Below are 25,411 nucleotides of genomic sequence, written 5' to 3' on the forward strand. Positions count from 1 at the left end.
TATCTAGTTTTCAGGGAATACCGTAAGGTATTGGACTGACTGTTTGGTGATGATGGCGGAGGGGACCCACGCGTTCCCATCTCGAACACGACCGTTAAGCCCTCCAGCGTCGATGGTACTTGAACCGCAGGGTTCCGGGAGAGTAGAACGTTGCCAAGCAGAACTTCATATTCCCTGATAGCTCAGTTGGTAGAGCACTCGACTGTTAATCGAGTTGTCACAGGTTCGAGTCCTGTTCGGGGAGCCACGCTTCCATAGCTCAGTAGGTAGAGTGCATCCATGGTAAGGATGAGGTCACCGGTTCGATTCCGGTTGGAAGCTCCAGTTGTTTGGCCCGTTGGTCAAGGGGTTAAGACACCTCCCTTTCACGGAGGTAACAGGGGTTCGAATCCCCTACGGGTCATTTTCTTTCTATATAAATATGGAGGCTTAGCTCAGCTGGGAGAGCATCTGCCTTACAAGCAGAGGGTCGGCGGTTCGATCCCGTCAGCCTCCACCACTTCAACTTAGAAGTGGACACAAGATTATGCCGTTGTAGCTCAATTGGTAGAGCAACTGACTTGTAATCAGTAGGTTGGGGGTTCAAGTCCTCTCGACGGCATGTTTGTATTGGGGATTAGCCAAGCGGTAAGGCAACGGACTTTGACTCCGTCATGCCTAGGTTCGAATCCTAGATCCCCAGTTTCTTGAGCCATTAGCTCAGTCGGTAGAGCACCTGACTTTTAATCAGGGTGTCGTAGGTTCGAGTCCTACATGGCTCACCATTTGTGAGCAACGATTTGCGCGTATGGCGGAATTGGCAGACGCACCAGACTTAGGATCTGGCGGGAGACCGTGGGGGTTCAAGTCCCTCTACGCGCATGCTTTTACTTGTTCTTCTCCCGAATGAATGATCGGGAACGGTGGTTTTTCTTTGATTATGCGGTCGTGGCGGAATTGGCAGACGCGCACGGTTCAGGTCCGTGTGGGCTAACCCCCCGTGGAGGTTCGAGTCCTCTCGACCGCATCTACCCAAACCGAACAGCCTCGGGGCTTGTGCCCTGTGGCTTTTTTTATTGCCTGATTATCTAGAGATGGATGATGATTGGACCGTGAATCATGTTGTCCGCATGGACTAGTGAAGCTACTTGCTGCTGCTCAAAAAGGTTGTGGCTGAAGCTTGAGCGGTTGTAGAGGTTGTAGGGCCGCGGGAGCCATTACACCTCTCTATAGCCGGCACCGGGCTCTCTTAGCCGCGTAGGGGACAGACCTCTCGCTAATAGACCTTGGTACAGGCGTTATAAGCGGCGCAAAGACACTTGATTTGCCCAGGTAGGGGAAAAGTATTCATGCCCGCCCTTAGGCGTTAAAACACAAAAAAAGCGTGCGAGAACATCATCTCGCGCGCTCTTTGCTATTTTGGAGGAAGGAAGCGGCCGTATCAGGCCGGGCTTTCGTTTTGGGCCAGCTTGGCTTTGCCGAGCGGGACCTCTTGTGCTTCAGGAGCGGCAGTCACTTTTCGAATAAAAAATGAAAGAATCAAGCCGATCACGCCGATGGCGATAATGACCAGGTAAGCATCGTTGATGCCTTGGATGGTCGCCTCCTGCAGCAGATGCTGTTTGTTGGCGTTGGCTCCTGCGGAAGTCATCATTTCCGTCAAATGGCTTTTGGTACGCGTAGTCATGACGGTTACGAGCAAGGAGGTGCCGATCGCACCGGCAACTTGCTTGATGGTGTTGGAAATCGCGGTACCGTGAGCGTTCAGGCGGGCCGGCAGCTGATTCAGACCGGCTGTTGTAATAGGCATCAGGAACATGGCCATCCCGAAGCGGCGGCCTGTAGACATCAGCACCAGGTAAGTGTAGCTGGTAGCGTCGGTCAAGTTCACAAAGCCAAGCGTCGTGACAATCGTAATGGCCATGCCGATCACGGAAAGCCATTTGGCTCCAAAACGGTCGAACAGCTTGCCGGTAATCGGCATCATCACAGCCATCAGGAGAGCGCCGGGCAGCATCAGCAGGCCGGATTCAAGCGGCGTGTAGCCGCGAACATTTTGCAGATACAGGGGCAAGAGCATCATATCGGCGTACATCACCATTGTGACGGCGATGTTGATAATGGTGGTCAGTGAGAACATGCTGTACCGGAAAGCGCGCAGATCCAGCAGCGGATGTTTGATGGTCAATTGACGCCAAGCGAATGCAATGAGCGCAACGGCGCCGATAATCAGCAGGGAAACGACCTCTGCGCTGGACCAGCCTTTGCTGCCGGCAGTGCTGAAGCCGTACAGCATGGTGCCAAAGCCAATGGTTGAAACAATGACGCCCCACATATCGAGGGTAGGGAACGTGCGTTCGGCGACATTTTTCAAATAGATAAATGCTACGACGATGACGATAACGGCTAAAGGAATAATGCTATAAAATAACACGCGCCAGCTGAAATGGCCTAACACGTAGCCGGCAACCGTCGGTCCGATGGCCGGAGCGAAGACGAGCGCAAAGCCGACCATCCCCATTGCAGCGCCGCGTTTATCCGGCGGGAACAGGGTAAGAATAACGTTCATCAGCAGCGGAATAATGATACCTGCGCCAGCGGCTTGAATCAGCCGTCCGGTGAGCAGGATTTCAAAGCCCGGCGCAAGCCCGCAGATGACGGTACCGATCAGAAACAGCAGCATGGAGGTCTGGAAGAGCTCGCGCGTCGTAAAGCGCTGCATCAGATAGGCGGTAATCGGGATCAGGACGCCGTTGACGAGCATGTAGCCCGTGGTCAGCCATTGTGCGGTGGAAGCCGCGATTTGGAAGTCGGTCATCAACTCCGGCAGCGCTACGCTCATAATCGTTTGGTTGAGCACGGCAATAAATGCGCCGAGAATCATGACGAAGAGTAAGGGGCCTCTTTTGATAGAGTCGCCGGTTCTCTGAGTGGAAGTCATGGAAGGGTTCGGTCCTTTCTGGAATGGATTTTAATAAACAGAGTGTAGTATAATTTACTCATTGTTGAATTATAAAACGTGATATGCAAGGCGGCAAGCGACAGGATGAAGCCGTGTGTCGATTAATCAACATGGAAGCGATTAATTGTCGTTTATGAATCAGATATTAGACATATCGTAAGCAATGGTTATTTTGAAAGCTGTGGGAGGGCTGGAGGATGAATGGTTCGGGAAAAACGGTCAAGCTGGACCCGCGCGTTGTGCGAACGCGTCAGCTGATCCGGGAAGCTTTTGTGGATCTGCTGGGTGAAATTGATGTGGAGAAAATTACGGTGAACCGGATTACCGAGCGGGCGACCATCAACCGGGTAACCTTTTATCTGCATTACAAGGACATTCCGGATATGCTGGAGAAAATGGCTGACGATATTATTTCCGAAATGCAAGAGGCGATCCGCGGCGCCGATGAACAGCCCTCTGAGGTGCTGGTGGTGATGCTTGAGCATATCGCAGAGAACGCCAAGCTGTTCAAGCTTCTGCTGGCGACCAAGCGGGTGCCGGTATTTACCGAGCGGTTCTTGAGTGTGACGATTGGCATGATATCGAGCCGGATCGAGCATCGGCTTAGCTCATCAGCGCAGACCAGCGTCCCTGCGGATATCGGAACGTGGTATTTGACCTCGGCGATTATCGGAACGATTATTTTTTGGCTTCGCAACGATATGCCGTATCGGCCGGCTTTTTTGGCCAAGCAGATTATCAAAATGGCTCCACATTTATGAAGCTTCACGCTTTGGGTGTCTTTAGTGTGCCAATCGACGAGCCAAAGCATCACGATGCCGCGTTGGACAAAACAGGAAGCGGCTTTCATTTCATCCAGATGAGGTGTGTTTGCAATGAGCATTGAACACGTTTGGCGGAAATGGGGCTGGTGCTGCCGGAAGCAGCCAAGGTGCCTGCCGATGTCGTTCTGGACTTCGCCTGGGTGCGCGTACACGGCAGCAGGATGTTTGTATCAGGTCACGGGCCGCAGGCGGCGGACGGAACGGTAATTGGGCCGTTCGGGCGCGTAGGGGAGGAAGTGAGCTGTTCCGTCGTTCTCGCGGCGGAATTGGCGATCAAGGCTTAGCCGGATATCGAGCATTGGGGCGTAATTCCAACCGCCGGAGTGCCGTCCGGCCCGCGGTGGGCTCGCGTTCCCGCGCTTTTTGGAGATCGGGCTGAACAGAGGGCGCAAAGTCCAGCTGCAAGTGGGAACAGGTGCCGAAAATCGGTTTTAGAATTTTTTTTGCAAAAACATTTGCTTTTTCTCAAGAAACCTGATATATTAACACTTGTCGCGTTTGACACTGAAATATGAAACACAGGTTCACCTGGCAGGACAAGCTCTTGCGGGGAATCGGATGGAATCATGGACAGCAGTCAAGCATCATGCGGAAGTGGCTCAGAGGTAGAGCATCGCCTTGCCAAGGCGAGGGTCGCGGGTTCGAATCCCGTCTTCCGCTCCATAGTGTGTGCCCATAGCTCAGCCGGATAGAGCGTTTGACTACGAATCAAAAGGTCGGGAGTTCGAATCTCTCTGGGCACGCCATTCTTACCATGATAAAGATCGGGACGTAGCTCAGCTTGGTAGAGCACCTGGTTTGGGACCAGGGGGTCGCATGTTCAAATCGTGTCGTCCCGATAATTTTCACCTCACACCTGCGGGTGTAGTTCAATGGTAGAACTCCAGCCTTCCAAGCTGGTAGCGTGGGTTCGATTCCCATCACCCGCTCCATATTGCGACATGACAGCCACCCGTTGCGGTGGTTTTTTTGATTGTTGGGAATCGGCTTGGGCAAAGCGCTGACGGGTCAGCGTTCATCTTTTTACGAAAAATTGTGACCGGCGTTTATTGAATTGCAATGATCGTGGGTATAATTTACCAGGAGGTTTATTCAGGCTTTTTTTAATTTTGGTCTATGACTAGGCAATGAACTTGTGGTAAAATATTCTGAAATGGTTTTTGCTAGAGAGAAGCTTTACCGCAGCAAAGAAGATTGATGAGGTGGAGAATATGTCAGAGAACGGTAACGCCCAACAAAAGCAGACGACCAACAATCTGTTGCGCCGCGACGTGCGCTTCCTGGGTCATATTCTGGGTGAGGTGCTGGTGCATCAGGGCGGTCATGAGCTGCTCGACGTTGTGGAGAAAATCAGAGAGATGAGCAAATCGCTTCGCGCTCATTTTGTGCCGGAGATATACGATGAGTTCAAAAAGACAATCAGCCTGCTCGCTCCTGAGATCCGGCATCAGGTGATTCGGGCTTTCGCGATTTATTTTCAGCTGGTCAACATTGCCGAGCAGAATCATCGGATTCGCCGCAAGCGCGATTACGAGCGGACCTCCGGCGAGATTGTACAGCCGGGCTCGATTGAAAGCATTGTGCAGGAGCTGAAAAACAACAATGTGCCGTACCGCGAGGTGCAGGACATTCTGCAGGCGATTTCGCTGGAGCTGGTCATGACGGCCCATCCAACGGAAGCGATGCGCAGGGCGGTGCTGGACATTCACCTGCGTATTTCCGATGACATGATGAAGCTCGACAATCCGGTGCTGACGCACCGCGAGCGCGAACAGCTTCGCGAGAAGCTGCTGGGCGAGGTGCTGAACCTGTGGCAAACCGACGAGCTGCGCGACCGCAAGCCTACGGTTATCGACGAAGTGCGCAACGGCCTGTTTTATTTTGACGAGACGCTGTTTGACGTGCTGCCAGAGGTGTACTACGAGCTGGAGCGCTGCCTGAACAAATATTATCCGCAGGAGCAGTGGCATGTGCCGTCCTTCCTCAAGTTCGGCTCGTGGATCGGTGGCGACCGAGACGGCAATCCGTCGGTTAAAGCCAAGGTGACCTGGGAGACGCTGGGCTTGCACCGCCAGCTGGCGCTGCAGAAATACGAAGAAATTCTCAAGGAAATGCTCGGCCATATGAGCTTCAGCAAAAATATCGTCCAGGTCAGCGACGAGCTGCTGCAATCGATCCAGGAGGACCGCGAGGCGCTGGGCAATGTGCAGGACGTATGGCGCAATGAGAAAGAGCCTTACCGGATCAAGGTTACGTACATGATCGACAAGATTCATCATACCGGCAATCCAGGCGTGCCGGCTGCGCAGAAGTACAGCAGTCCTGCCGAGCTTATCGCCGATCTGGAGATCATCGACCGCAGTTTGCGCAATCATTTTGCCCATTATGTAGCCGATAAATATATCAAGAAGCTGATTCGTCAGGTGGAGCTGTTCGGCTTCCATCTGGCCGCGCTGGACATTCGTCAGCACAGCAAAGAGCATGAAAATGCGATGGCGGAAATTTTGTCCAAAATGGGCATTGTCGAGAACTACGCCGAGTTGTCGGAGACGGCGAAGATCAAGCTGCTGACCGACATTCTCGAAGATCCGCGTCCGATCACTTCGACGTATCTGGATTATTCCGAGAATACGGAGGAGTGCCTGAATGTGTACCGCACGGTGTACAGCGCACAACAGGAATTCGGCCGCGGCTGCATCAACAGTTATCTGATCAGTATGACGCAAGGCGCCAGCGATCTGCTGGAGGTGCTGGTGTTTGCGAAGGAAGCGGGACTGTACCGCAAGGAAAGCGACGGCAGCGTGACTTGCACGCTGCAATCGGTGCCGCTGTTCGAGACGATTGACGACTTGCATGCTGCGCCGGAGATCATGAACACGCTGTTCGAGATTCCGGCCTACAAGGCGAGCCTGGACCCGGAAACGCAAATGCACGAGATCATGCTCGGCTACTCCGACAGCAACAAGGACGGCGGCGTCATTACCGCCAACTGGGAGCTGCGGATGGCGCTGCGCAACATTACGGAAACGGGCAAGAAGCACGGCGTGAAGCTGAAGTTCTTCCACGGCCGCGGGGGCGCGTTGGGCCGCGGAGGCATGCCGCTGAATCGGAGTATCCTGGCGCAGCCGGCCGATACGCTGGGTTGCGGCATCAAGATCACCGAGCAGGGCGAGGTGCTGTCGTCGCGCTATTCGCTGCAGGGCATCGCGTACCGCAGTCTGGAGCAGGCAACGTTCGCGCTGATCACGGCATCGAAGATGGCGCGTTCGCCGCAAGCCGAGCCGTCGGAAGCGGAGTGGGAAGCAATCATGAAAGGCATTTCCGAGCAGGCGCAGACGAAGTATCAGGATTTGATTTTCCGCGACCCGGATTTCCTGACGTTCTTCAAGGAATCGACGCCGCTGCCGGAAATCGGCGAGCTGAACATCGGCTCCCGTCCGTCCAAGCGCAAGAACAGCGACCGCTTCGAGGATTTACGCGCGATTCCTTGGGTGTTTGCCTGGACGCAAAGCCGCTATCTGCTGCCGGCCTGGTACGCTGCGGGAACGGGGCTGCAAAGCTTTTATCAGGGCAAAGCCGAGAATATGGAAATGCTCAAGAAGATGTACGAGGAATGGTCGTTCTTCCGTTCGATGATCGACAATTTGCAAATGGCGTTGTCCAAGGCCGATCTGCTGATTGCCAAGGAATACAGCGACATGGTGAAGCAGTCGGAGATTGCCGAGCGTATCTTCGGTCTGATTCGGGCAGAATACGATTTGACCTCGTCGCTGATTCTGCAAATTACCGGCCAGCAAGAGATTCTGGACAATGTGCCGGTTATTCAGGAATCGATTCGCTTGCGCAACCCTTACGTCGATCCGCTGAGCTACATGCAGGTCGAGTTATTGGCTGAGCTGCGGGCGCTGCGGGACAACAATGAAGATGACGCGCTCTTGCTGCGCGAGGTGCTGTTGACGATTAACGGCATTGCGGCGGGACTGAGAAATACAGGCTGATGCCGGAAAATACGGTATGCGGCTAGACAGGATGAGAAAGTCGGGGTGCTCCGGTGATGCGGAGCGGCTCGACTTTTCCTGTGCTTGCGCAAATCGCAAATGCGCCTGGAGGCGGGAGGGACAGACGGCTTGGGACGTTGGGTAGCGGTGCTGCTGGTTATCGTGGGAGCTTCAAGCTATGGCTTGCTCTCATCCTTTATCAAGCTTGCTTATGAACGGGGGTTTAACGACGGACATATCACACCGGCGCAAATGACGCTGGGCACGCTGCTGGTATGGCTGTTGGTTGCGTTTCACAAGCCCTCATGGAAAAATCCGTTTCGCGGTCCGTGGATCAAGCTGGGGCTGATCGGCATTTTCGGCTTGGCGCTGACTACGATTTTTTACAATATCGCTTTGGCGGAGCTGAATGCTTCGCTTTCGATTGTACTGCTGTTCCAGTTTACGTGGATGACGATTCTGATGGATTGTATCGCCACCAAACGTTGGCCCCGCAAGGCTGAGCTGGCGGCGATTACGCTCATTCTGATCGGCACGCTACTGGCTGTGAATCTGGTGGAAGCGGACTGGAGCCAGTTCAGCGTCAGGGGGCTCGTCTTCGGTCTGCTGGCCGGTTTCACTTATAGCCTGTTCCTGTTTCTGACCGGACAGGTGCGCAGCGACCTGCCGCCGCTGATGAAATCGGCGGTTATGCTTACAGCGGCGATTCCCGTGTTGTTCGTGTTGTATCCGCCGACTGTGTTTGTGGGAGCGGGCAGCGGCGAGCTGCTGCTTTGGGGGCTGCTGCTTGGCTTGCTCGGGCAGGTGGTGCCCACGATCAGCTTCAATATCGGGATCCCGCGGATCGGCAGCGCGCTTGCAGCGATGCTGGGCTCGGTCGAGCTGCCGGTTGCCGTGTTGGCCGCGTTCCTGATCGTGCATGAGCCGGTAAACGGCTGGCAATGGCTGGGGATGGTCTGTATTCTTGGCGGAATCATAATTTCTGAAAACAAATCGTAGCTGGCTGCGTATAAGTCTAATATAGGCGCGATGACGAGCTGCAAGGCCGCCAGGAGCTGGCAAGCGAACGGCAGCCCTGTGGGGCAACGCTCGGAAATCGCCGTCTTTCTGGTAGAGATTGCCGAATGTCGGGAAGTTGGAGGAACAGTCAGTGAATAGTGTGGAAGCACGGTTGGCGAAGTTGGCCCGCAACGGGGATCGCGGCGCTTTTGCTGAGCTGGTGGAGCTCTACAAGGACAAGATTTATTATTTGGCCTACCGGATGCTGGGCAACAAGCATGAAGCGGAAGACGCCGTTCAGGAGACGTTTCTGCGGGTGTATACGAATTTGCACAAGTATGATGAGAATCAAAAATTTTCAACCTGGATTTTCCGCATCGGTACGAACCTGTGTATCGACAAATTGCGCCGACGCAAGCACAATGCCTATTCGCTGGACGCTGAAATGCCGGAAGGAGACGGAGCGGATTATTATTCCGCGCTGCCCGGCCATGAGGATACGCCGGAAAAGCAGGTGCTCGTGTCGGAGACGCAGGAGCAGATTCGCGAAGCAATCGATACGCTGCCCGATAAGTACAAATCGATCGTCGTTTTGAGATATTTGCACGATTTGTCGCTGCAGGAAATCGGCAATGTGCTGAAGATGCCGGTGACGACAGTCAAGACGCGGGTGCACCGGGGCCGGGAGTTTTTGCGAAAGAAGCTGGAGCAATTTACAAATGGAACCAGTTTGTAATCCGCTTTTTTGTGAAACACTTTTGAAGTTCAAACGTATGGTATACCACATTACGCAAAAAGTAGAGGAAAGGGGTGGCTGATCATGAATTGTAAAGAGGCCCTCCCGCTCATGCACGAATATCTCGACGGCGATCTGACGGGCCCGGAAGCGCTCCGGCTGAAGGAGCACCTGCTGCAATGCACAGCCTGCCGCGCGTTGTTTCAACAACTGGAGCACACCGATGCCATTGTGCGTTCTCTGCCCTCGCCAGCCGTTCCGGCCGACTTGACGCAGCGGATTATGGCCGGCCTGCCGCCGGCGCGCAAGCGCAGCTCCTGGAGCGAATGGGTGCGACGTCATCCGGCCGTATCGGTGGCGATTGTCTTTGCTCTGGTCATGCTAGGCAGCTTTATGTCGATGTGGAACGACGACCACGAGCTGATGGTCAAGGGCAACGATTTGCAGGATGTCATCATTCAGGGCGACACGGTGATCGTGCCCAAGGGGCATACGGTCAAGGGCAATCTGGTGGTGCAGCGCGGAAAGCTGGAGGTCGAGGGCGACGTTGCGGGCAATTTGACCGTGATCGACGGCTCGCTGAATCTGGCATCAACAGCGCATATTTCCGGCCAAGTGACACAGGTGGATGAAGCGGTCAGCTGGGTTTGGTACAAAATTAACGAGTTTTTCTCGAATCTGTCGAAATAAGAGCGGATGGACATTCTCACCCTCCCGCGGCCCGGTGCTGCGCGGAGGGTTTTTGGCGTGGAAGCGGGCAGAGTGACCCGGTCATAGGCGAAGCGGGCGGTTTATCGTCCCAAAGTCTCAAAGCGCGGCGCTGCAATAGAAGTATGATCCGGATTATGGTATTATCTATAGTTAGGAACAAAAGAGATGGACGTCGGCAGGGTTTGGGGGAGAACTATCAGATGGACTTACTCACGGGGATTTCGATCAAGGACATCGTCGATATCCTGATCGTCAGTTACGTCATATACAAGCTGATTCTGCTCGTTCGCGGGACGAGAGCCATCCAACTGATGAAGGGGATTCTGGTTGTTGTCATCACCTGGGTCATCAGTATCTGGTTCAAGCTGAGCACTTTGCAGTGGATGATGAATCAGGCGTTTACGTTCGGGGTGCTTGCGGTCATTATTATTTTTCAGCCGGAGCTCAGGCGCGCTCTGGAGCAGCTCGGCCGGGGCAAGCTGTTCAGCCGTTCCTCCAGCGAGGAGGATCAAGATGTGAACAAACGGATCGGTGAGGTGATCCGGGCGGTTAATTATTTGGCGAAGCGCAAAATCGGGGCATTGATCGTGTTTGAAAAAGAGACGGGCCTTACCGATTACGTGGAATCCGGGATTGCCATACAAAGCCGGATCAGCGCCGAGCTGCTGATCAATATTTTCATCCCGAATACGCCGCTGCACGACGGTGCGGTGATCATCCGCCAAAGCCAGCTGATGGCGGCGGGCTGCTACTTGCCGTTGTCGGAGAATCCGTTCATCAGCAAGGAGCTGGGGACGCGGCACCGCGCAGCGATCGGTATGAGCGAGGTGTCGGATGCGATGTGCGTGATCGTCTCCGAGGAGACGGGGCAGATTTCGCTGACGATGAACGGCCATATCGTGCGCGACATCAAGGAGGAATCGCTGATCGGCAAGCTGTTCGAGGAGCTGAAGCCCAAGACGAAGGCGAAGGAAAAGAATCCTTTCCTGAAATGGAGGGGACGCTCGAATGGATAAATGGCTGCGCAATACGAATGTGGTGCGCGTGGTGGCGCTGGTGATCGGGATATTGCTCTGGGTGGTCGTACATATGGAGGAAAGCACGGTCAGCGAGAATTCGCCGCTCGGCACCCGCGAGGAAACGATCAATAATGTGGCGATTACGAAGAAATATGATGAAAGCCGGTTCTATATATCGTCGATGGATCCTTCGAACGTGCAAATTATTTTGCGCGGTAAAGCGTCGAGCGTGAAAAAGGTGACGACGAGCAACAACTATACGATTGAGCTGGACCTGACCCATGTCGGCAAAGGGCAGCACGATCTTGCGCTGAACGCGGTAGGCATTCCGTCCGATCTGGAAGTGCAGATTATTCCGCGGACGGTACACGTTGCGATCGAGGAGCAGCAGAAAAAGGAGGTGCCGGTTGTCATTCAGGTTACCGGCACGCCAGCGGCCGGGCTGAAGGCGGGCCAGCCGATTATCAAGCCGAACAAGGTATACATCACGGCGCCGACAAGCCGGCTCGACGAGATCGAAGAGGTGCGCGGCGAGGTATCGGTGGAGGGCGCGCAGTCGGCGGTGACCAAGCAGGTGCGTCTGACGGCTGCCGACAAGAACGGCAAGGAGCTGGCGCTGGATATGACGCCGCAGGTGGTCGATGTCGAGATTCCGATTACGAGCCCGTTCCAGACGATTCCGCTGCAGCTCAAAGTCGAAGGAGAGCCGGCCAAGGGCTTTGCGATTGCTTCGATTGTGCAGACGCCGGACAAGGTGACGGTATACGGCACACAGGATGATGTCGATAAGCTGGAGTTCTATCAGGGGCCGCAGCTCAATTTGCAGGACATTAAGGAATCGAAGGAATATTCACTGGACGTGCCGCTTAGGAATAAAGTAACGCAGGTCGACCCGGCCAAAGTGAATGTCAAGGTGGAGGTTGTGCCGTCAGTGACCAAGGCGTTCGAGAATATTCCGGTCACGATCATCGGACAGAACGAAACCTTTAACACGAAGGTAATTTTGCCGGAAAGCGGCAAGGTGAACGTCTCGCTGGAGGGTGCGCCGGACCTGATGGACGCGCTCAAGGCCCAGGACGTGCAGGCGATTGTCGATGTCAGCAACCTGCCGCCCGGCCAACACGAGCTGAGCGTTACGCTCAACCTGCCTTCGTTTGTCAAGCAAAACGCGCCGCAGGAGCTAAAGGCGACTGTGGAAATCAGCGAAAAGACGCCTAAGCTGGCCAGACCTTAGCTTAGGCGCATATCCAAGTCAGCGGAGAAAAGGGAGAAGAAGATTCATGGGGAAATATTTTGGTACGGACGGAGTCCGCGGCGTCGCTAACGACGGCTTGACTCCCGAATTGGCTTATAAAATCGGCCGCTGCGGCGGCTACGTGCTCGCTGGGCAGGCCGAGCGGCCGAAGGTCGTCATTGGCCGCGACACGCGGATATCCGGGCCGATGCTCGAAGCCGCGCTGGTGGCGGGGCTGCTGTCGATTGGCGCGCATGTCATTCGCCTGGGCGTGGTAAGCACGCCGGCGGTGGCGTATTTGACCAAGCGGCTGGGCGCTGACGCGGGGGTCATGATTTCGGCGTCGCACAATCCCGTGGAGGATAACGGGATCAAGTTTTTCGGCGGCGACGGATTCAAGCTCCTCGACGAGACGGAGCTGGAGATTGAACGGCTGCTGGATGCAGCAGCCGATGAGCTGCCGCGGCCGGTCGGCGCAGCGATCGGCACGGTGTCTGATGATCTGCAGGCGAAGCAGCAGTATCTGGATTTTCTGCAGTCGACGGTCGAGAGCCGCGATTTCCGCGGCATGAAGATCGTGCTCGACTGCGCACACGGGTCGGCGTATGAGCTGGCGCCGACGGTGTTCCGCGCCTTGGGCGCGGAGGTGGTGACGATCGGCGCGGAGCCGAACGGCTGCAACATCAACGATCAGTGCGGATCGACGCATCCCGAGCGCTTGCGCGAGCTGGTGACGGAGTGCGGCGCACAGATCGGGCTGGCTTTCGACGGCGATGCGGATCGGCTGATCGCGGTCGACGAAACGGGCGCCGAGGTTGACGGCGACTTCATCTTGAGCATCTGCGGCGATGCGTTGAACCGTGCGGGCAAGCTGAACCACGGGACGATTGTGACGACGGTGATGGCGAACATCGGCTTTTTCAAAGGGATTGAAAAAGTGGGCTTGAAGGCCATGCAGACGGCGGTAGGCGACCGTTACGTGATGGAGGAAATGCGCAAGGGCGGCTATAATCTCGGCGGGGAGCAGTCGGGGCATGTGATTTTCCTCGACCATATTTCGACGGGTGACGGCATTTTGACGGCGCTGCAGCTGGTCGATACGCTGGCGCAGTCCGGCAAGAAGCTGAGCGAGCTGAAGCAAATTATGCGCAAGTATCCGCAATTGCTCGTCAACGTGCGCGTGGCGGACAAGAGCAAGTATGCGAATAATCCGGTGATTGAGGAAGCGATCCGCAAGGTGGAGTTGGAGCTGGGCGACAACGGTCGCGTGCTGGTGCGTCCATCGGGGACGGAATCGCTGATTCGCGTGATGGCCGAAGGGCCGGATAAAGAGCAGGTTGAGGCTTACGTGTACGAGATTGCCCGCGTGATTGAAGCGGAGCTGGTCTAGTCTAGGCGGTTGTGAAGCGGGAGGCTGTGCGCAGCTCGGCATTCGCATCGCGCGCAACTGTTCGGGGACTGTCAGATTGGCAAGCTGCACGATGCTCCTGGCGCGTTGCCGGGAGTCACGGCGGTGGTCAGCACTGCGTAGAGCGCGCAAGCTGGCGTGAGGCAAGCCCTCTTTTCGCCAAAACGGAAAGAGGGTTTAGCTTTTGTCAGGGTTTTTCCGAAATTGGCGTAAAAATAAGTTGCACATGCTGGGCAAAATGAATAAGATGAATATATGTTTTCATGAAATTTTCATGAAAGCGGGGCAAGATGACTCTGGAAGGAAAGGTAGGGTAGAGGTTGGACGGTAAGTTAAGCGCCAGAACTCGCGGACGGGACGGAGTTATATCGGAATCGGCGAGTTGACGAGGTGAAGGTGTTCGAATTTTCGGCGGGGACCTTCCGGCATGCAGATGAGTGCCGTTAAGCAGGACAGCAAACCGCTTGGGCGACTGAGCGAACAAGAGTCCGGCATCGTTGTTTTTTTGTCATGCACTTATAGGATCGGCCATTATAGATGATTACGGCGGGGAATCACGTGCGGTTCGCCTGCGAACGGGAATGCAAATTTGCGAAAAAAGCCTTGAAAAACAGGCTTATTCAAACATGGAGGCTAGACATTATGTGTGGAATCGTAGGGTATATCGGGAAACGGAATTCGCAGCAGATTTTGCTGGACGGGTTGAAGAAGCTGGAGTATCGCGGGTATGATTCGGCGGGTGTAGCTGTATACACAGCGGACGGTTTGCAAATTAAAAAAGCCAAGGGGCGGATCGCCAACCTGGAATCGCAGCTGGAGGGAGCTCCGCTGGAGGGCACGATCGGTATCGGACATACGCGTTGGGCGACGCACGGCAAACCGTCGGATGTGAACTCGCATCCGCATACGGACAATTCCTCAAAGTTTTCCGTGGTGCATAACGGAATTATCGAGAACTATTTGACGCTGAAGGAAGAACTGACAGCGAAAGGCCACCGTTTCGTATCGGAAACGGACACAGAGGTCATTTCGCATCTGATCGCTGATTTGTATGATGGTGATATCGTTAAGGCTGTACAGATGGCGGTGAAGCGGATTACGGGTGCTTTTGCGCTGGGCGTTCTGACGGAATATGAGCCGGACCGGCTGGTAGCGGTTCGTCAGGCGAGCCCGCTGATTATCGGCTTGGGCGAAGGTGAAAATTTCATTGGCTCGGATATTCCGGCGATTCTGGAGTATACACGCAATGTGTTTATTTTGAACGATGGCGAAATGGCGCTGTTGACGCGGGAAGGTGTCGAATTAATGACGCTGGAGGGGAATTTTATTTCCCGAGAAATATTCCATGTCGATTGGGACATCGTGACGGCGGAAAAAGCCGGCTTTGACCATTTCATGCTGAAGGAAATTTATGAGCAGCCTAAGGCGTATCGCGATACGATGGGCAGCCGCATTGCCGAAGCGGGCGACCGGGTAACGCTGAATGAGCTGAAAATGAGCGACGACACGATTCGCGGCATCAGCCGTATTCATATTGTAGCTTGCGGTACGGCATATCATGCAGGCATGATGGGCAAATATGTGATCGAAAAGCTGGCGCGTATTCCGGTGGAAACCGATGTGGCTTCGGAGTACCGCTACCGTTCGCCAATCATTACGAAGGATACGCTTGTGATCGTCGTCAGCCAGTCGGGCGAGACAGCCGATACGCTGGCGGCTCTGCGTGAAGCACAGCGCTGCGGCGCACGCGTACTGGCGATTACGAACGTCGTAGGCAGCTCGGTAGCGCGTGAAGCGGATGATCTGATCGTCACGTGGGCCGGTCCGGAGATTGCCGTTGCCTCGACCAAAGCGTATACGTCGCAGCTGATTGCGTTTTATTTGCTCGGCTTGCATTTGGCGCAGGTGCTGGAAACGCAGACGCCTGAGTATGTGCGCGAGGTCATCGGGGCGCTCAAGGCGCTGCCAGGTCAGGTGGAAGCGATTCTGGAGAAGGCCGAGGACATCAAAGCCGTGGCCGAGGAAATGGCGAAGCATGACAACCTGTTCTTCATCGGTCGCGGCGCGGATTATGCCGTAGCGCTGGAGGGCTCGCTCAAGCTCAAGGAAATTTCCTACATTCACTCCGAGGCCTACCCGGCTGGCGAGTTGAAGCACGGCACGCTGGCGCTGATCGAAGAGGGCATTCCGGTGATTGCGCTGGCCACCCAGCATGACCTACTGGAAAAAACGGCCAGCAACATCAAGGAAGTCAAAGCGCGTGGCGCAAATGTGCTTGGCATCGCTGTCGAAGGCGAGCAGGAGCTGCAAAAGTCGGTCGACAGCACGTTCGTCATTCCGAAAACGCTCGACCTGCTGGCTCCGGCGTTGTCGGTAGTGCCGCTGCAGTTGCTGGCGTATTATGCTTCGCTGGCGCGCGGGAACGATGTTGATAAACCGCGGAATTTGGCGAAGAGTGTGACGGTGGAGTAGTTGGTTTGTTGGTGACGCAGATAATCGAAACACCAAAATAAATACAAAATCCCGCTACGGTAAACTCCTTACCACAGCGGGATTTTTTTGTCTTGTCAGCCCGACTTCGGGGCAAATGGGGAAAACTCCAATTCCGACATAGGCACATAATACAATCTGGGCTCCAGCTCCTGGCCGGTGTCGGGGTTTTTATACCGCATGGTGATCAGGAGGTGGTCCTGGGTATCTCTTGCAATGTTGATGATATAATACCGTTTGTCGTCAACGGTAAATGTTGCTTTTTGCAGCGTGCCGTCCATGTAATTGAGCAAATACAGGTCATTGTTCGGGCTGAAGGATTGATAAAAGAAACCGGAGGTATTGTTTTTGATCGATTCCGAAGCCATTTCGAATTCGGGACTGACGTTCATGATCGAGCGTAGGGAGTCTTTTTCGATTTTTCCCAAAAATCGGGTAATGCTGAAATTTGCATAGTAGATATAATCGTTGGCAGCGACAAAGCTGGAGACGCCTTGACGCAATTCGTTGTCTGGCGAGTCGGTAGATTTGGCTGGAATTGTGGATACGTCTACCGAACGCAGGAAGTTCATCTCATGGTCATAGACGTCCAGATACAACGATGATTTGCCGCCGGATTCTATTTTCAAACGGAGTAAGGAGATGGTATGGTCGTCAGAGGTAATCTGGCGGATCGCTTCTCCGCTATGCGCTTTGTCGTCGAAAGCAAATTTCTTTAGCAGTTTTCGTTCGTTCGTTGCTGTGTTATATACGTCCAGCTCGGAACCGCCGGTTGCGAGTACTCTGACGATGTATAATTGATTCCCCACAGCGGTCATGGTGTTGTAGGGAAATCCGCCCTGTTCCGAAAAAACAACGGACATGGTGTTATGGAGCAAATCCACTTTGTACAGGTGCAGCGTTCTGTTTTGAATATCCGAAATTTCACCCGTGGTGACCAACATATATAAGGAGTTGCCAATGACGGTTGTGTCATATTTGGCTTCGTATGCCCAATTGTTGACGGTGCCCAGTTTAATATTTTCTTTGGTTTTAAAGATGTAACGGTAGTAATCCATTGCGGTTATGGAGTCGGTGGACTTGGTCGGAATTTTATTGTAAATGATGCTGTCATCGGTAAGCACCAGGATGCCATAGCGCTCGATTTCTCCGATTTTGGCATGATGAATGTCATAAATCGAAATGGTTTCATTCGAGATCGAGGCGGTTGCGGTATCGGTGGTCATGGTTTGTCGGGAATTGCGTAACTCGGTGTTCTCGGAATTGTCCGTACAACTGCATAGAATGAAAAGCAGAGCGAAGATTAGCAAACCGATTATTTTTTTCAAAACGAACCCATCCTTTTCGCTAAAGCCGTTTGCTTGAAAGCCAGAGGCGTTTGCTGAACAAACACCTCTGGATGATGAAAGATGATTACCAAACTACGCGTGTACACACACTGTTGGCTACGGCTGCTGTTTTTTCATAATAGTAGGCCCAGCCGGATTGCGTGCCGCCCAGGGGATCGGCGATTTGGATCTTGGACTTGTCGTCATAGATGGCGTTGACAACCAGGCTGTGGCCCGTGGTCGCATAATGCCAATTGGCTCCTGTCGGATTCGAAATGCCCATCGAACCGGGCGCTTGCATCGTTACCACGTCGTAATATAAATCGTTGACCATCGTTGTCTGGCTGGGACTTGCCGAATAAATATAATAAACTTTACTTTGCTTGCCGTTTAAGTACGGCGCAAGCTTCGTCGGGTCTGTGCCGCTGGCATCGGTCCCCACAGCGGTTGCAATGGTAGACTGGCTATCGGAGGATCCGGCCAGATATTGCACCATGCTCTTTAATGTTGCCGGAACGCAGTAATTACTTTGCGTTTGCTGGTACATGGTGAATGTACCGGGTATTGAAATTTTGGTGGCTGCTGCTTTGGCTGTGGCGTTTCTTGCGGTATCCTGAGTCGCGAGCTCGGCGGCGATCCGCAGTTTTTCAGTGACTTTTGCGGCATCGCTTTTGGACAGGCTTTTCAAATAGTTCTCATTTTGTGCAGGGGTCAATACGTGCTCGCCAGAGGGAGCCGCTCCTACTTTCTCAGCTTTATTCTCCTCTGCGCTGGCAACAGTAACAAACGAAGAAAGCAAGCCCACAGCCAAGAGAAAACCTAAAGCTTTATTTGTCTTTTTCAAAATAAACATCCTTTCATATTGGCATTTGTATATTGAAAGCTGGCCAGCTGTTCAATCCGCATCAGGTCTGTTGCAGACAAGGTGGATAGTTCATACTACAAGAGGGGGCGCGTATCGCGTGATCGCCCAAGTATGCTTACAAAGATTACTATACTGCAAAATTCATATTTTTACAATATATGTATTTTTTTATAAAAGGTAAGCGCGCAGAAGCTCCAGAAGGAGGATTATCCTCGATTCCGGAGCTTTTTGCGCTGTTTGCGGCAGAGGCGTGTTCGGTATGCTTATAAAAACTGGTAAAAATAATTTATTATTTACAAAAAATCGATCTCGTAAGCGCATACATCAAATTGATACAGTGAAGGAGCTTTCATCTGATTTATGAAGGAGGAATTTCATGTGAGGCTTTATGGGAAAAAAAGGTGGGGCGGCTGGCTAGGGATGCTGCTCGCGGTGGTGCTTACGTTCGGGGCGGTGACGGTGTACCCGCCAACGACCGGGAGGGCAGCCGGTTCGTATTTGCTTTCGCTGAATCGACCGGCGTTTGCTTCGTCCGTTGAAGGGACGAGTTATACGGCGGACAAGGCGTTTGACGGCGACTTATCGTCGCGCTGGAGCAGCGAGTTTGCCGATCCGCAGTGGATTTATGTGGATTTGGGCGCGGTTGCGGCGATTGATCAAATTGTTTTGCGCTGGCAGAATTCGTATTCGAAGGCGTACAGTATTCAAGTGTCCAATGATGAAATCAACTGGACGACGATTTACACGACAGCAGCGGGTGCTGGCGGTGTGGAGACGCTGGCGGTGTCGGGGAGCGGCCGCTATGTGCGGTTGTATTCGACGAAGCGCAAGTCGACGTTTGGCAATTCGCTGTACGAGTTCGAGGTATATGGAACTGGCGGGGCGAATCCGCCTCCGGCAGCGTTGGGCCCGAATGTGGCGCTGAATCGCCCGGTGACGGCTTCCTCTGCGGCGCAGCCGTCCGCAAATGCGGTGGATGGGAACGGGGCGAGCAGCTGGGCATCGAATGAGACGGACGACGAGTGGCTGTATGCCGATCTGGGAAGCGTGCGCACGCTGGGACGGGTTGTGGTGAAATGGGGTAGTAATCCGGGCCGCACGTTCGATATCCAGGTGTCCAATGACAGCACAAGCTGGACGACGGTTTACCGCGAGCTGCACAGCACGGGTGAGACGCTGAATCTGCCTATGTATGCCAGTGGCCGTTATGTGAGGATGAAGGGCATTGTGGCGATGTCGGGCAACGGGTATTCGATTGCCGAGCTGCAGGCCTATGATTATGTGACAGGCGATCCTAAGCCGAGCTATACGATTCCGGCGCTTCCCGTCATTTCCACGGTGACGTCGGGGCAGGGCAGCTATGCGGTGAACGATCTGTCGATTCGCCAGCCGCGGTATCCGAACTATGCATCGGCCAATGTGACCTCATCGCCGATTCCGTCGAACGATTGGTGGACCTCGCTGATGGTCGATCCGTTCGGCAGCGGGATTGTCGCTTTGCCGCTCAAGCTCAGGTATGCCAAGCAAGGGCTCGGGGTGCTGACGCCGGGAGCGGGATATCTGAAGACGGACGGCAACGGGCAAACCGCGGCAGGCAATCCCGACTTTTATTTGTCGGCGAGCAATATGTCGTGGGACACGCTGGTAAACCGGGTGACGGGCTACGGCGACTGGTCGGTGAATGTGGCGCTGAGCGATAATGCGGTCGATAAGATGAAAACGACGATTGTGAAGGGCTCGCCGTATTTATATGCGGAGTTTAGCGACCCGGCGTCGCCTGAGCTTTTTTTACCGAATGCGGTGCGGTTTTTCGATGATAGCAATCATACGGTGCTGACGACGGACGGGGTTCCCTGGACGGGCGATCATATTGGGGTGGAAGTCACGAATACGGACGGCGCGCCGACGCCTTCGATCGTGAAGCGGTATTACGGGCTGTTTGCGCCGCCGGGTACGGTGTTTACGCGGGCCGGGGTGAAGCTGAAGCTGCAGCTGGGCGGGGGGCAGACGTATTTGTCCTTGGCGGCGCTACCGGGGACGGCGGAGCTGAATTATTTTTATCAGCACGGTTATGCTTTTGTGACCGATACGCAGGTGACGTACAGTTTTAACGAGGCGACTGCGGATGTGACGACGAATTTCAAGGCGACGACGAGTCTGAAAAGGAACGGTTTTGCCAATACGACGCTGATGGCGCAGCTGCCGCATCAATGGAAGCTTACGACGACGCCGTTGACGGGAGTGACGTATCCGTCGATTCGCGGGTTGTTGAAGGTGACGGAAGGGAATATGTTTACAACCGTGAACAAGTTTTATGGGGTGGTGCCGCAGTTTACGGAGCCGGGGGATTCGACGTATTCGCGCCAGACGCTGCTGTCTTATTTGGCGACGCTGGATTCGGAAACGAGCAAGAATCTCATGCAAAAGGATGCGTATTGGGAAGGGAAGAAGCTGCAGCCGCTGGCCATGGGGGCGCTGATGGCCGATCAGATCGGAAATGAGTCGTACAAGAATTTGTTTGTGGGCCGGATCAAGTCGATTTTGCTGGATTGGTATACGTATGGGTCTTCGAGCGATGATTATTATTGGGCCTATAATCCCGATTGGGGCACGCTGTATTACAAGCATAGCGATTACAGCTCGAATTCGGCGAGCTTTACGGATCATCATTTTACGGACGGGTATTTCGTGTTTGCGTCGACGATTTTGGCGATGTACGATGCGGATTTCAAGAATCAGTACGGCGGGATGGTGGAGCAGCTGATCCGCGATTATGCGAATCCTTCGAAGACGGATGCGCAGTATCCGTTTTTCCGTCATTTTGATCCGTATGAGGGTCATTCCTGGGCCGGCGGTTACGGCGATAATGCCAACGGGAACAATCAGGAGGCTGCGGGCGAAGCGTTATATAGCTGGGTGGCTGAATATTTGTGGGGGTTGACGACGGGAAATAAGGCGTACCGCGATGCCGGTATTTACGGGTTTACGACAGAGCTGAAGGCTGTGGAGCAATACTGGTTCAACTATGATCAAGATACGTGGCTGCCGGGCTATACGCATAAAACGGTCGGGCAGGTGTATGGCAGCGCGATTAATTTCGGGACGTTTTTCAGTGCGGTGCCGTATCATGTGTACGGAATTCACTGGCTGCCGACTGCGGAATATTTGACGAGCTACGGGTTTGACACCAGCAAGGCCGCGGGGTTGTACAGCGGGCTGGTGGCCGATAACGGCGGGCCGGAAACCGGCTGGTATCACACGATCTGGCCGATTCAGTCGCTGAGCGACACGCAGGCGGTGCTGAATAAATGGAGTACGGCGAATATGCAAAAGGATGCCATCGCCAATACGTATTGGTTTGTCCACAATATGGCGACGCTCGGGCAGCGGACCAAGGACATCTGGGCGACGGGCGGGGCGAGTGCAAGTGTGTATAAAAACGGCTCCGCCTACAGCGCGATCGTCTGGAATCCGACGGGCAGTCCGGTGACGGTGACGTTCCGCAATGCGGCGGGAACGACCGGCTCGGCTACCGTGGCGGCCAAGTCGCTGGTGAAGGTGAACCCGCAGGCCGGGTCGCTGTTGACGCCGCCGTCGCTGACGGCAAGCGCGACGCAAAATAATGTCGGCCAGTCGATTGCGGTGACGTTTGCAGATAACGCGGCATGGCGCACGGCGATTCAAACGGTCAAGGTGGACGGAACGGTCCTGGGCGCGGGACAATATGCGGTGACGGCGGGTAAAATTACGTTTGGCGCATCCGTATTTACGGCCGCGAAGACGTATGCGATCGAGGTTGCGGCGACGGGGTATGCGAACGCGTCGGTCATGCAGCCGGTCGTGGACAACGTGGCGCCGACGGCTCCGGCCAATCTGGCGGCGACGGCGGTGTCGAGCAGTCAGGTGAGCTTGAGCTGGACGGCTTCGACGGATAATGTGGGCGTCAGCGGCTATGACATCTACCGCAACGGCACGCAGGTAGGCACTTCCGCGACGACGTCTTACAACGACACGGGGCTTGCCGCAGCAACGTCCTACAGCTACTACGTCAAAGCGCGGGATGCGGCCGGCAATGCCTCGGCGGCCAGCAACACGGTTAGTGTGACGACGCCGGGAAGCGGAGGAACGTATACCGCGCTGGCGCGCAGCGGCTGGACGGCGGTGACGAACCCGGTGAACGGCACGCCGGGGAATCTTTTTGACGGGGATATGTCTTCGCGTTGGACAACGGGCAAAAATATGGCCGCAGGCCACTCCATCATCGTCGATCTGCAAGCGGCGCAAAGCTTCCGGCGGATTGTGATGGACTCGACCGGCAACAATAACGACTATGCACGCGGCTACGAGGTGTATGTCTCCGGCGACGGATCGAGCTGGGGAAGTGCGGTTGCTGCCGGAGCGGGCAGCGGCCCGGTCGTGACCGTGGATTTTTCCACACAAACAGCGCGGTATATTCAGGTGGTGCTGACGGAAAGCGCGTCGAAATGGTGGTCGATCCGGGAGTTTAACGTGTACAACTAAGCCCCCTCTTGACAATCGGCCCTTGGTGTTATAATATTTGCCCTATATTGAATACGTTGATAAGGAATAGTACGGTTTTCCAAACGATCAGAGAGCTGCTGGACGGTGCGAAGCAGACGTGGAGGAAATCGGAACTCGCCTTGGAGTTGCTCGCTGAACCCGTTAGAGTAGGCCGAGCCGGAGCCTGACCGTTATATCAGGAGGGTGTGTGGTGGGTCCGTTCGCGGGCAGCCAGCAGCCGTAGAGCGCATGCCGGAAGGCATGAATTCGGAGTGGTACCGCGTAAGATGTCCAAGTCTTTCGTCTCTGTGAATCGGAGACGGAAGGCTTTTTTTGCGCGTTCGATCTTGGGCAGATGAGCTGAGCAACTTGATGAAGGGAAGGATTGTCATGAAAAACGTGGAAAAGTACGCCAGAGGCTATTTTATGCCGCCGCAAACGAGCTTGAATTGGACGAAAAAGGAATATATTACCGAGGCGCCGACCTGGTGCAGCGTGGACCTGCGCGACGGCAATCAGGCGCTGATTGTGCCGATGAATTTGGAGGAGAAGCTGGAGTACTTCAAATTGCTGGTCGAGATCGGCTTTAAAGAAATCGAGGTGGGCTTCCCCGCGGCGTCGGAGACGGAATTTGCTTTCCTGCGCACGCTGATCGAGCAGGATTTGATCCCGGACGATGTGACGATTCAGGTGTTGACCCAATCGCGGGAGCACATTATCCGCAAGACGTTCCAGGCGCTGAAGGGCACGAAGAAGGCGGTTGTCCACCTGTACAATTCCACGTCGGTGGCGCAGCGGGAGCAGGTGTTCCGCAAATCGAAGGAAGAGATTATCGACATTGCGGTGAGCGGCGCGAAGCTGTTGAAGCAATGCGCGGAGGAGACGGAGGGCAACTTCCAGTTCCAATATTCGCCGGAAAGCTTTACGGGGACGGAGATCGATTTTGCGCTGGAGATTTGCAATCGTGTGCTCGATGTGTGGCAGCCGACGGCGGAGCAGCCGGTTATCATCAATCTGCCGGCGACGGTGTCGATGTCGATGCCGCATGTGTACGCCAGCCAGATCGAATATATGAGCGAGCATTTGAGTTTCCGCGAGCATGTGATTGTATCGCTGCATCCGCATAATGACCGGGGAACGGGCGTGGCCGACGCGGAGCTGGGCATGCTGGCCGGGGCGCAGCGCGTGGAAGGCACGTTGTTCGGCAATGGCGAACGGACCGGCAATGTCGACATTGTGACGCTGGCGCTGAATATGTATTCCCACGGGGTTGATCCGAAGCTGAATTTCACCAACATTCCGGCGATCATCGCGGTTTACGAGCGTCTGACGAAAATGCGCGTAGGCGAAAGACATCCGTACGGGGGCGAGCTGGTGTTTACCGCATTCTCGGGCTCGCATCAGGATGCGATTGCCAAGGGCATGAAATGGCGCGAGGACGAAACGCCGGCGCACTGGTCGGTGCCTTATCTGCTGATCGATCCGAAGGATATCGGCCGCGAATACGAGGGCGACATTATCCGCATCAACAGCCAGTCCGGCAAGGGCGGTATCGGGTATATTTTGCAGCAAAAATACGGTCTCGATCTGCCGGCAAAAATGCGCGAGAATTTCGGTTACTGCGTGAAAAACGTGTCCGACCAGCAGCAAAAGGAGCTGTTGCCGGATGAAATCTACCACATTTTTCAGCAGGAGTACGTCAATATCAAGACGCCGGTTGAGTTTGTCAATTACCGCTTTACGAGCAATGATGATTTTCAAACGGTCGTTACGATCCGTTCGGGCGGCGAGGTCAAGGAAATCGCCGGTAACGGCGACGGCCGACTCGATGCGATCAGCAATGCGCTGCAGACGGAGCTGGGCATTCAATACAGCGATTTGATCTACCGCGAGCACGCGCTGGAAACAGGCTCGAAGTCGCAAGCGGTCTCGTATATCGGCATCACGGCGGCGGATGGCAGCGTCTATTGGGGCTGCGGCATCGACGTTGACATTATGACCTCTTCGGTCAAAGCGCTGTTCAGCGCGGTCAACCAGATGAACCGGAAAACCAGTTAACGGTAAGGAACATACAGCTTAAAATCAGCAGGAATGAAAACCAACTTCACATGAGGTTGGTTTTTTTTATGTAACAGCTTAGTATTTACGTAAATAAATGAAGAAAATAATGCCTTTTCGTTAGAAAAACAGCTTTAAAAACTTGGTTTTTTCAGTTTTATTAATAATATACGTAAATATATTGACGACTATCGTTTGTCATGATATAAATAGAGTATAAATCGTGTTAACCACACAAAAAGCTTCAGTTTCCGGTTAATAATTTACGTAAATTTATGA

The 25,411-nt window shown here is 54.3% G+C and carries 15 protein-coding genes, 13 tRNA genes, 1 rRNA gene and 1 other annotated feature; of the genes, 26 read left to right on the forward strand and 3 right to left on the reverse strand.

Features of this window, described 5'->3' with window-relative positions; translation table 11 throughout:
• Nucleotides 1–42: 42 nt before the first annotated feature.
• The 10 genes from rrf to B5M42_RS16380 all read left to right on the forward strand — a co-directional run bounded on the left by rrf (nucleotide 43) and on the right by B5M42_RS16380 (nucleotide 1,006).
• A 5S ribosomal RNA gene (gene rrf / locus B5M42_RS16335) occupies nucleotides 43–159 on the forward strand.
• 12 nt (nucleotides 160–171) lie between these two features.
• Nucleotides 172–247: transfer RNA gene (locus B5M42_RS16340), tRNA-Asn, on the forward strand.
• 1 nt (nucleotide 248) lies between these two features.
• A tRNA-Thr gene (locus B5M42_RS16345) sits at nucleotides 249–324 on the forward strand.
• Nucleotides 325–331: 7 nt separating this feature from the next.
• A tRNA-Glu gene (locus B5M42_RS16350) sits at nucleotides 332–403 on the forward strand.
• Nucleotides 404–423: 20 nt separating this feature from the next.
• A tRNA-Val gene (locus tag B5M42_RS16355) sits at nucleotides 424–499 on the forward strand.
• 29 nt (nucleotides 500–528) lie between these two features.
• Nucleotides 529–601: transfer RNA gene (locus B5M42_RS16360), tRNA-Thr, on the forward strand.
• Between the two features lie 9 nt (nucleotides 602–610).
• Nucleotides 611–682: transfer RNA gene (locus B5M42_RS16365), tRNA-Gln, on the forward strand.
• A 6-nt stretch (nucleotides 683–688) separates the two neighbouring features.
• Nucleotides 689–764: transfer RNA gene (locus B5M42_RS16370), tRNA-Lys, on the forward strand.
• A gap of 17 nt (nucleotides 765–781) precedes the next feature.
• A tRNA-Leu gene (locus B5M42_RS16375) sits at nucleotides 782–861 on the forward strand.
• A 60-nt stretch (nucleotides 862–921) separates the two neighbouring features.
• Nucleotides 922–1,006, forward strand: a tRNA-Leu gene (locus B5M42_RS16380).
• 414 nt (nucleotides 1,007–1,420) lie between these two features.
• Here the strand turns inward: B5M42_RS16380 and B5M42_RS16385 are convergent.
• A complete protein-coding gene (locus B5M42_RS16385) occupies nucleotides 1,421–2,920 on the reverse strand; it encodes a DHA2 family efflux MFS transporter permease subunit (RefSeq protein WP_134753959.1) in 1,500 nt (499 codons plus the stop codon).
• 218 nt (nucleotides 2,921–3,138) lie between these two features.
• On the opposite strand from B5M42_RS16385, the gene B5M42_RS16390 reads away from it, so the two are divergent.
• The 14 genes from B5M42_RS16390 to glmS all read left to right on the forward strand — a co-directional run bounded on the left by B5M42_RS16390 (nucleotide 3,139) and on the right by glmS (nucleotide 16,342).
• Nucleotides 3,139–3,702 (forward strand): TetR-like C-terminal domain-containing protein, encoded by a 564-nt coding sequence (locus B5M42_RS16390; RefSeq protein WP_134753961.1) that lies wholly within the window; start codon nucleotides 3,139–3,141, stop codon nucleotides 3,700–3,702.
• A 131-nt stretch (nucleotides 3,703–3,833) separates the two neighbouring features.
• A complete protein-coding gene (locus B5M42_RS16395) occupies nucleotides 3,834–4,049 on the forward strand; it encodes a RidA family protein (RefSeq protein ID WP_134753963.1) in 216 nt (71 codons plus the stop codon).
• A 304-nt stretch (nucleotides 4,050–4,353) separates the two neighbouring features.
• A tRNA-Gly gene (locus B5M42_RS16400) sits at nucleotides 4,354–4,428 on the forward strand.
• Between the two features lie 6 nt (nucleotides 4,429–4,434).
• A tRNA-Arg gene (locus B5M42_RS16405) sits at nucleotides 4,435–4,511 on the forward strand.
• 19 nt (nucleotides 4,512–4,530) lie between these two features.
• Nucleotides 4,531–4,604, forward strand: a tRNA-Pro gene (locus B5M42_RS16410).
• 19 nt (nucleotides 4,605–4,623) lie between these two features.
• Nucleotides 4,624–4,697 (forward strand) — tRNA-Gly (locus B5M42_RS16415).
• Nucleotides 4,698–4,976: 279 nt separating this feature from the next.
• A complete protein-coding gene (ppc, locus tag B5M42_RS16420; RefSeq protein ID WP_134753965.1) occupies nucleotides 4,977–7,763 on the forward strand; it encodes a phosphoenolpyruvate carboxylase in 2,787 nt (928 codons plus the stop codon).
• A gap of 129 nt (nucleotides 7,764–7,892) precedes the next feature.
• Nucleotides 7,893–8,762 (forward strand): EamA family transporter, encoded by an 870-nt coding sequence (locus tag B5M42_RS16425; RefSeq protein ID WP_230632953.1) that lies wholly within the window; start codon nucleotides 7,893–7,895, stop codon nucleotides 8,760–8,762.
• A gap of 151 nt (nucleotides 8,763–8,913) precedes the next feature.
• Nucleotides 8,914–9,498: an RNA polymerase sigma factor SigW gene (gene sigW / locus B5M42_RS16430; RefSeq protein WP_134753967.1), complete on the forward strand. Its 585-nt coding sequence runs from the start codon at nucleotides 8,914–8,916 to the stop codon at nucleotides 9,496–9,498.
• Between the two features lie 84 nt (nucleotides 9,499–9,582).
• Complete coding sequence (locus B5M42_RS16435; RefSeq protein WP_134753969.1) at nucleotides 9,583–10,188, forward strand: zf-HC2 domain-containing protein; 606 nt, start codon at nucleotides 9,583–9,585, stop codon at nucleotides 10,186–10,188.
• Nucleotides 10,189–10,409: 221 nt separating this feature from the next.
• Nucleotides 10,410–11,225: a diadenylate cyclase CdaA gene (cdaA, locus tag B5M42_RS16440; protein ID WP_134753971.1), complete on the forward strand. Its 816-nt coding sequence runs from the start codon at nucleotides 10,410–10,412 to the stop codon at nucleotides 11,223–11,225.
• Nucleotides 11,218–12,462: a CdaR family protein gene (locus B5M42_RS16445; RefSeq protein ID WP_134753973.1), complete on the forward strand. Its 1,245-nt coding sequence runs from the start codon at nucleotides 11,218–11,220 to the stop codon at nucleotides 12,460–12,462. The genes cdaA and B5M42_RS16445 overlap by 8 nt, the downstream gene beginning before the upstream one ends.
• Before the next feature lie 46 nt (nucleotides 12,463–12,508).
• The gene (gene glmM / locus B5M42_RS16450; RefSeq protein WP_134753975.1) at nucleotides 12,509–13,852 is read left to right on the forward strand and encodes a phosphoglucosamine mutase; all 1,344 of its coding nucleotides are present in this window, start codon (nucleotides 12,509–12,511) and stop codon (nucleotides 13,850–13,852) included.
• A gap of 660 nt (nucleotides 13,853–14,512) precedes the next feature.
• The gene (gene glmS, locus B5M42_RS16455) at nucleotides 14,513–16,342 is read left to right on the forward strand and encodes a glutamine--fructose-6-phosphate transaminase (isomerizing) (protein WP_134753977.1); all 1,830 of its coding nucleotides are present in this window, start codon (nucleotides 14,513–14,515) and stop codon (nucleotides 16,340–16,342) included.
• Between the two features lie 95 nt (nucleotides 16,343–16,437).
• On the opposite strand, the gene B5M42_RS16460 is transcribed toward glmS, so the two are convergent.
• Both B5M42_RS16460 and B5M42_RS16465 read right to left on the reverse strand, forming a co-directional pair.
• Nucleotides 16,438–17,688 (reverse strand): hypothetical protein, encoded by a 1,251-nt coding sequence (locus B5M42_RS16460; RefSeq protein WP_134753979.1) that lies wholly within the window; start codon nucleotides 17,686–17,688, stop codon nucleotides 16,438–16,440.
• A gap of 85 nt (nucleotides 17,689–17,773) precedes the next feature.
• A complete protein-coding gene (locus B5M42_RS16465) occupies nucleotides 17,774–18,532 on the reverse strand; it encodes a cysteine peptidase family C39 domain-containing protein (protein ID WP_167690002.1) in 759 nt (252 codons plus the stop codon).
• 399 nt (nucleotides 18,533–18,931) lie between these two features.
• On the opposite strand from B5M42_RS16465, the gene B5M42_RS16470 reads away from it, so the two are divergent.
• Both B5M42_RS16470 and leuA read left to right on the forward strand, forming a co-directional pair.
• Nucleotides 18,932–23,074 carry a discoidin domain-containing protein gene (locus tag B5M42_RS16470; protein WP_134753983.1) on the forward strand — a complete coding sequence of 1,381 codons (4,143 nt, stop codon included), beginning with the start codon at nucleotides 18,932–18,934 and terminating at the stop codon, nucleotides 23,072–23,074.
• 47 nt (nucleotides 23,075–23,121) lie between these two features.
• Nucleotides 23,122–23,385, forward strand: a binding site (T-box leader).
• Between the two features lie 79 nt (nucleotides 23,386–23,464).
• Nucleotides 23,465–25,132 (forward strand): 2-isopropylmalate synthase, encoded by a 1,668-nt coding sequence (gene leuA / locus B5M42_RS16475; protein WP_134753985.1) that lies wholly within the window; start codon nucleotides 23,465–23,467, stop codon nucleotides 25,130–25,132.
• Nucleotides 25,133–25,411: the final 279 nt, after the last annotated feature.

It is taken from the genome of Paenibacillus athensensis (genome assembly GCF_004514475.2).
Taxonomy (GTDB): Bacteria; Bacillota; Bacilli; order Paenibacillales; family NBRC-103111; genus Paenibacillus_AL; species Paenibacillus_AL athensensis.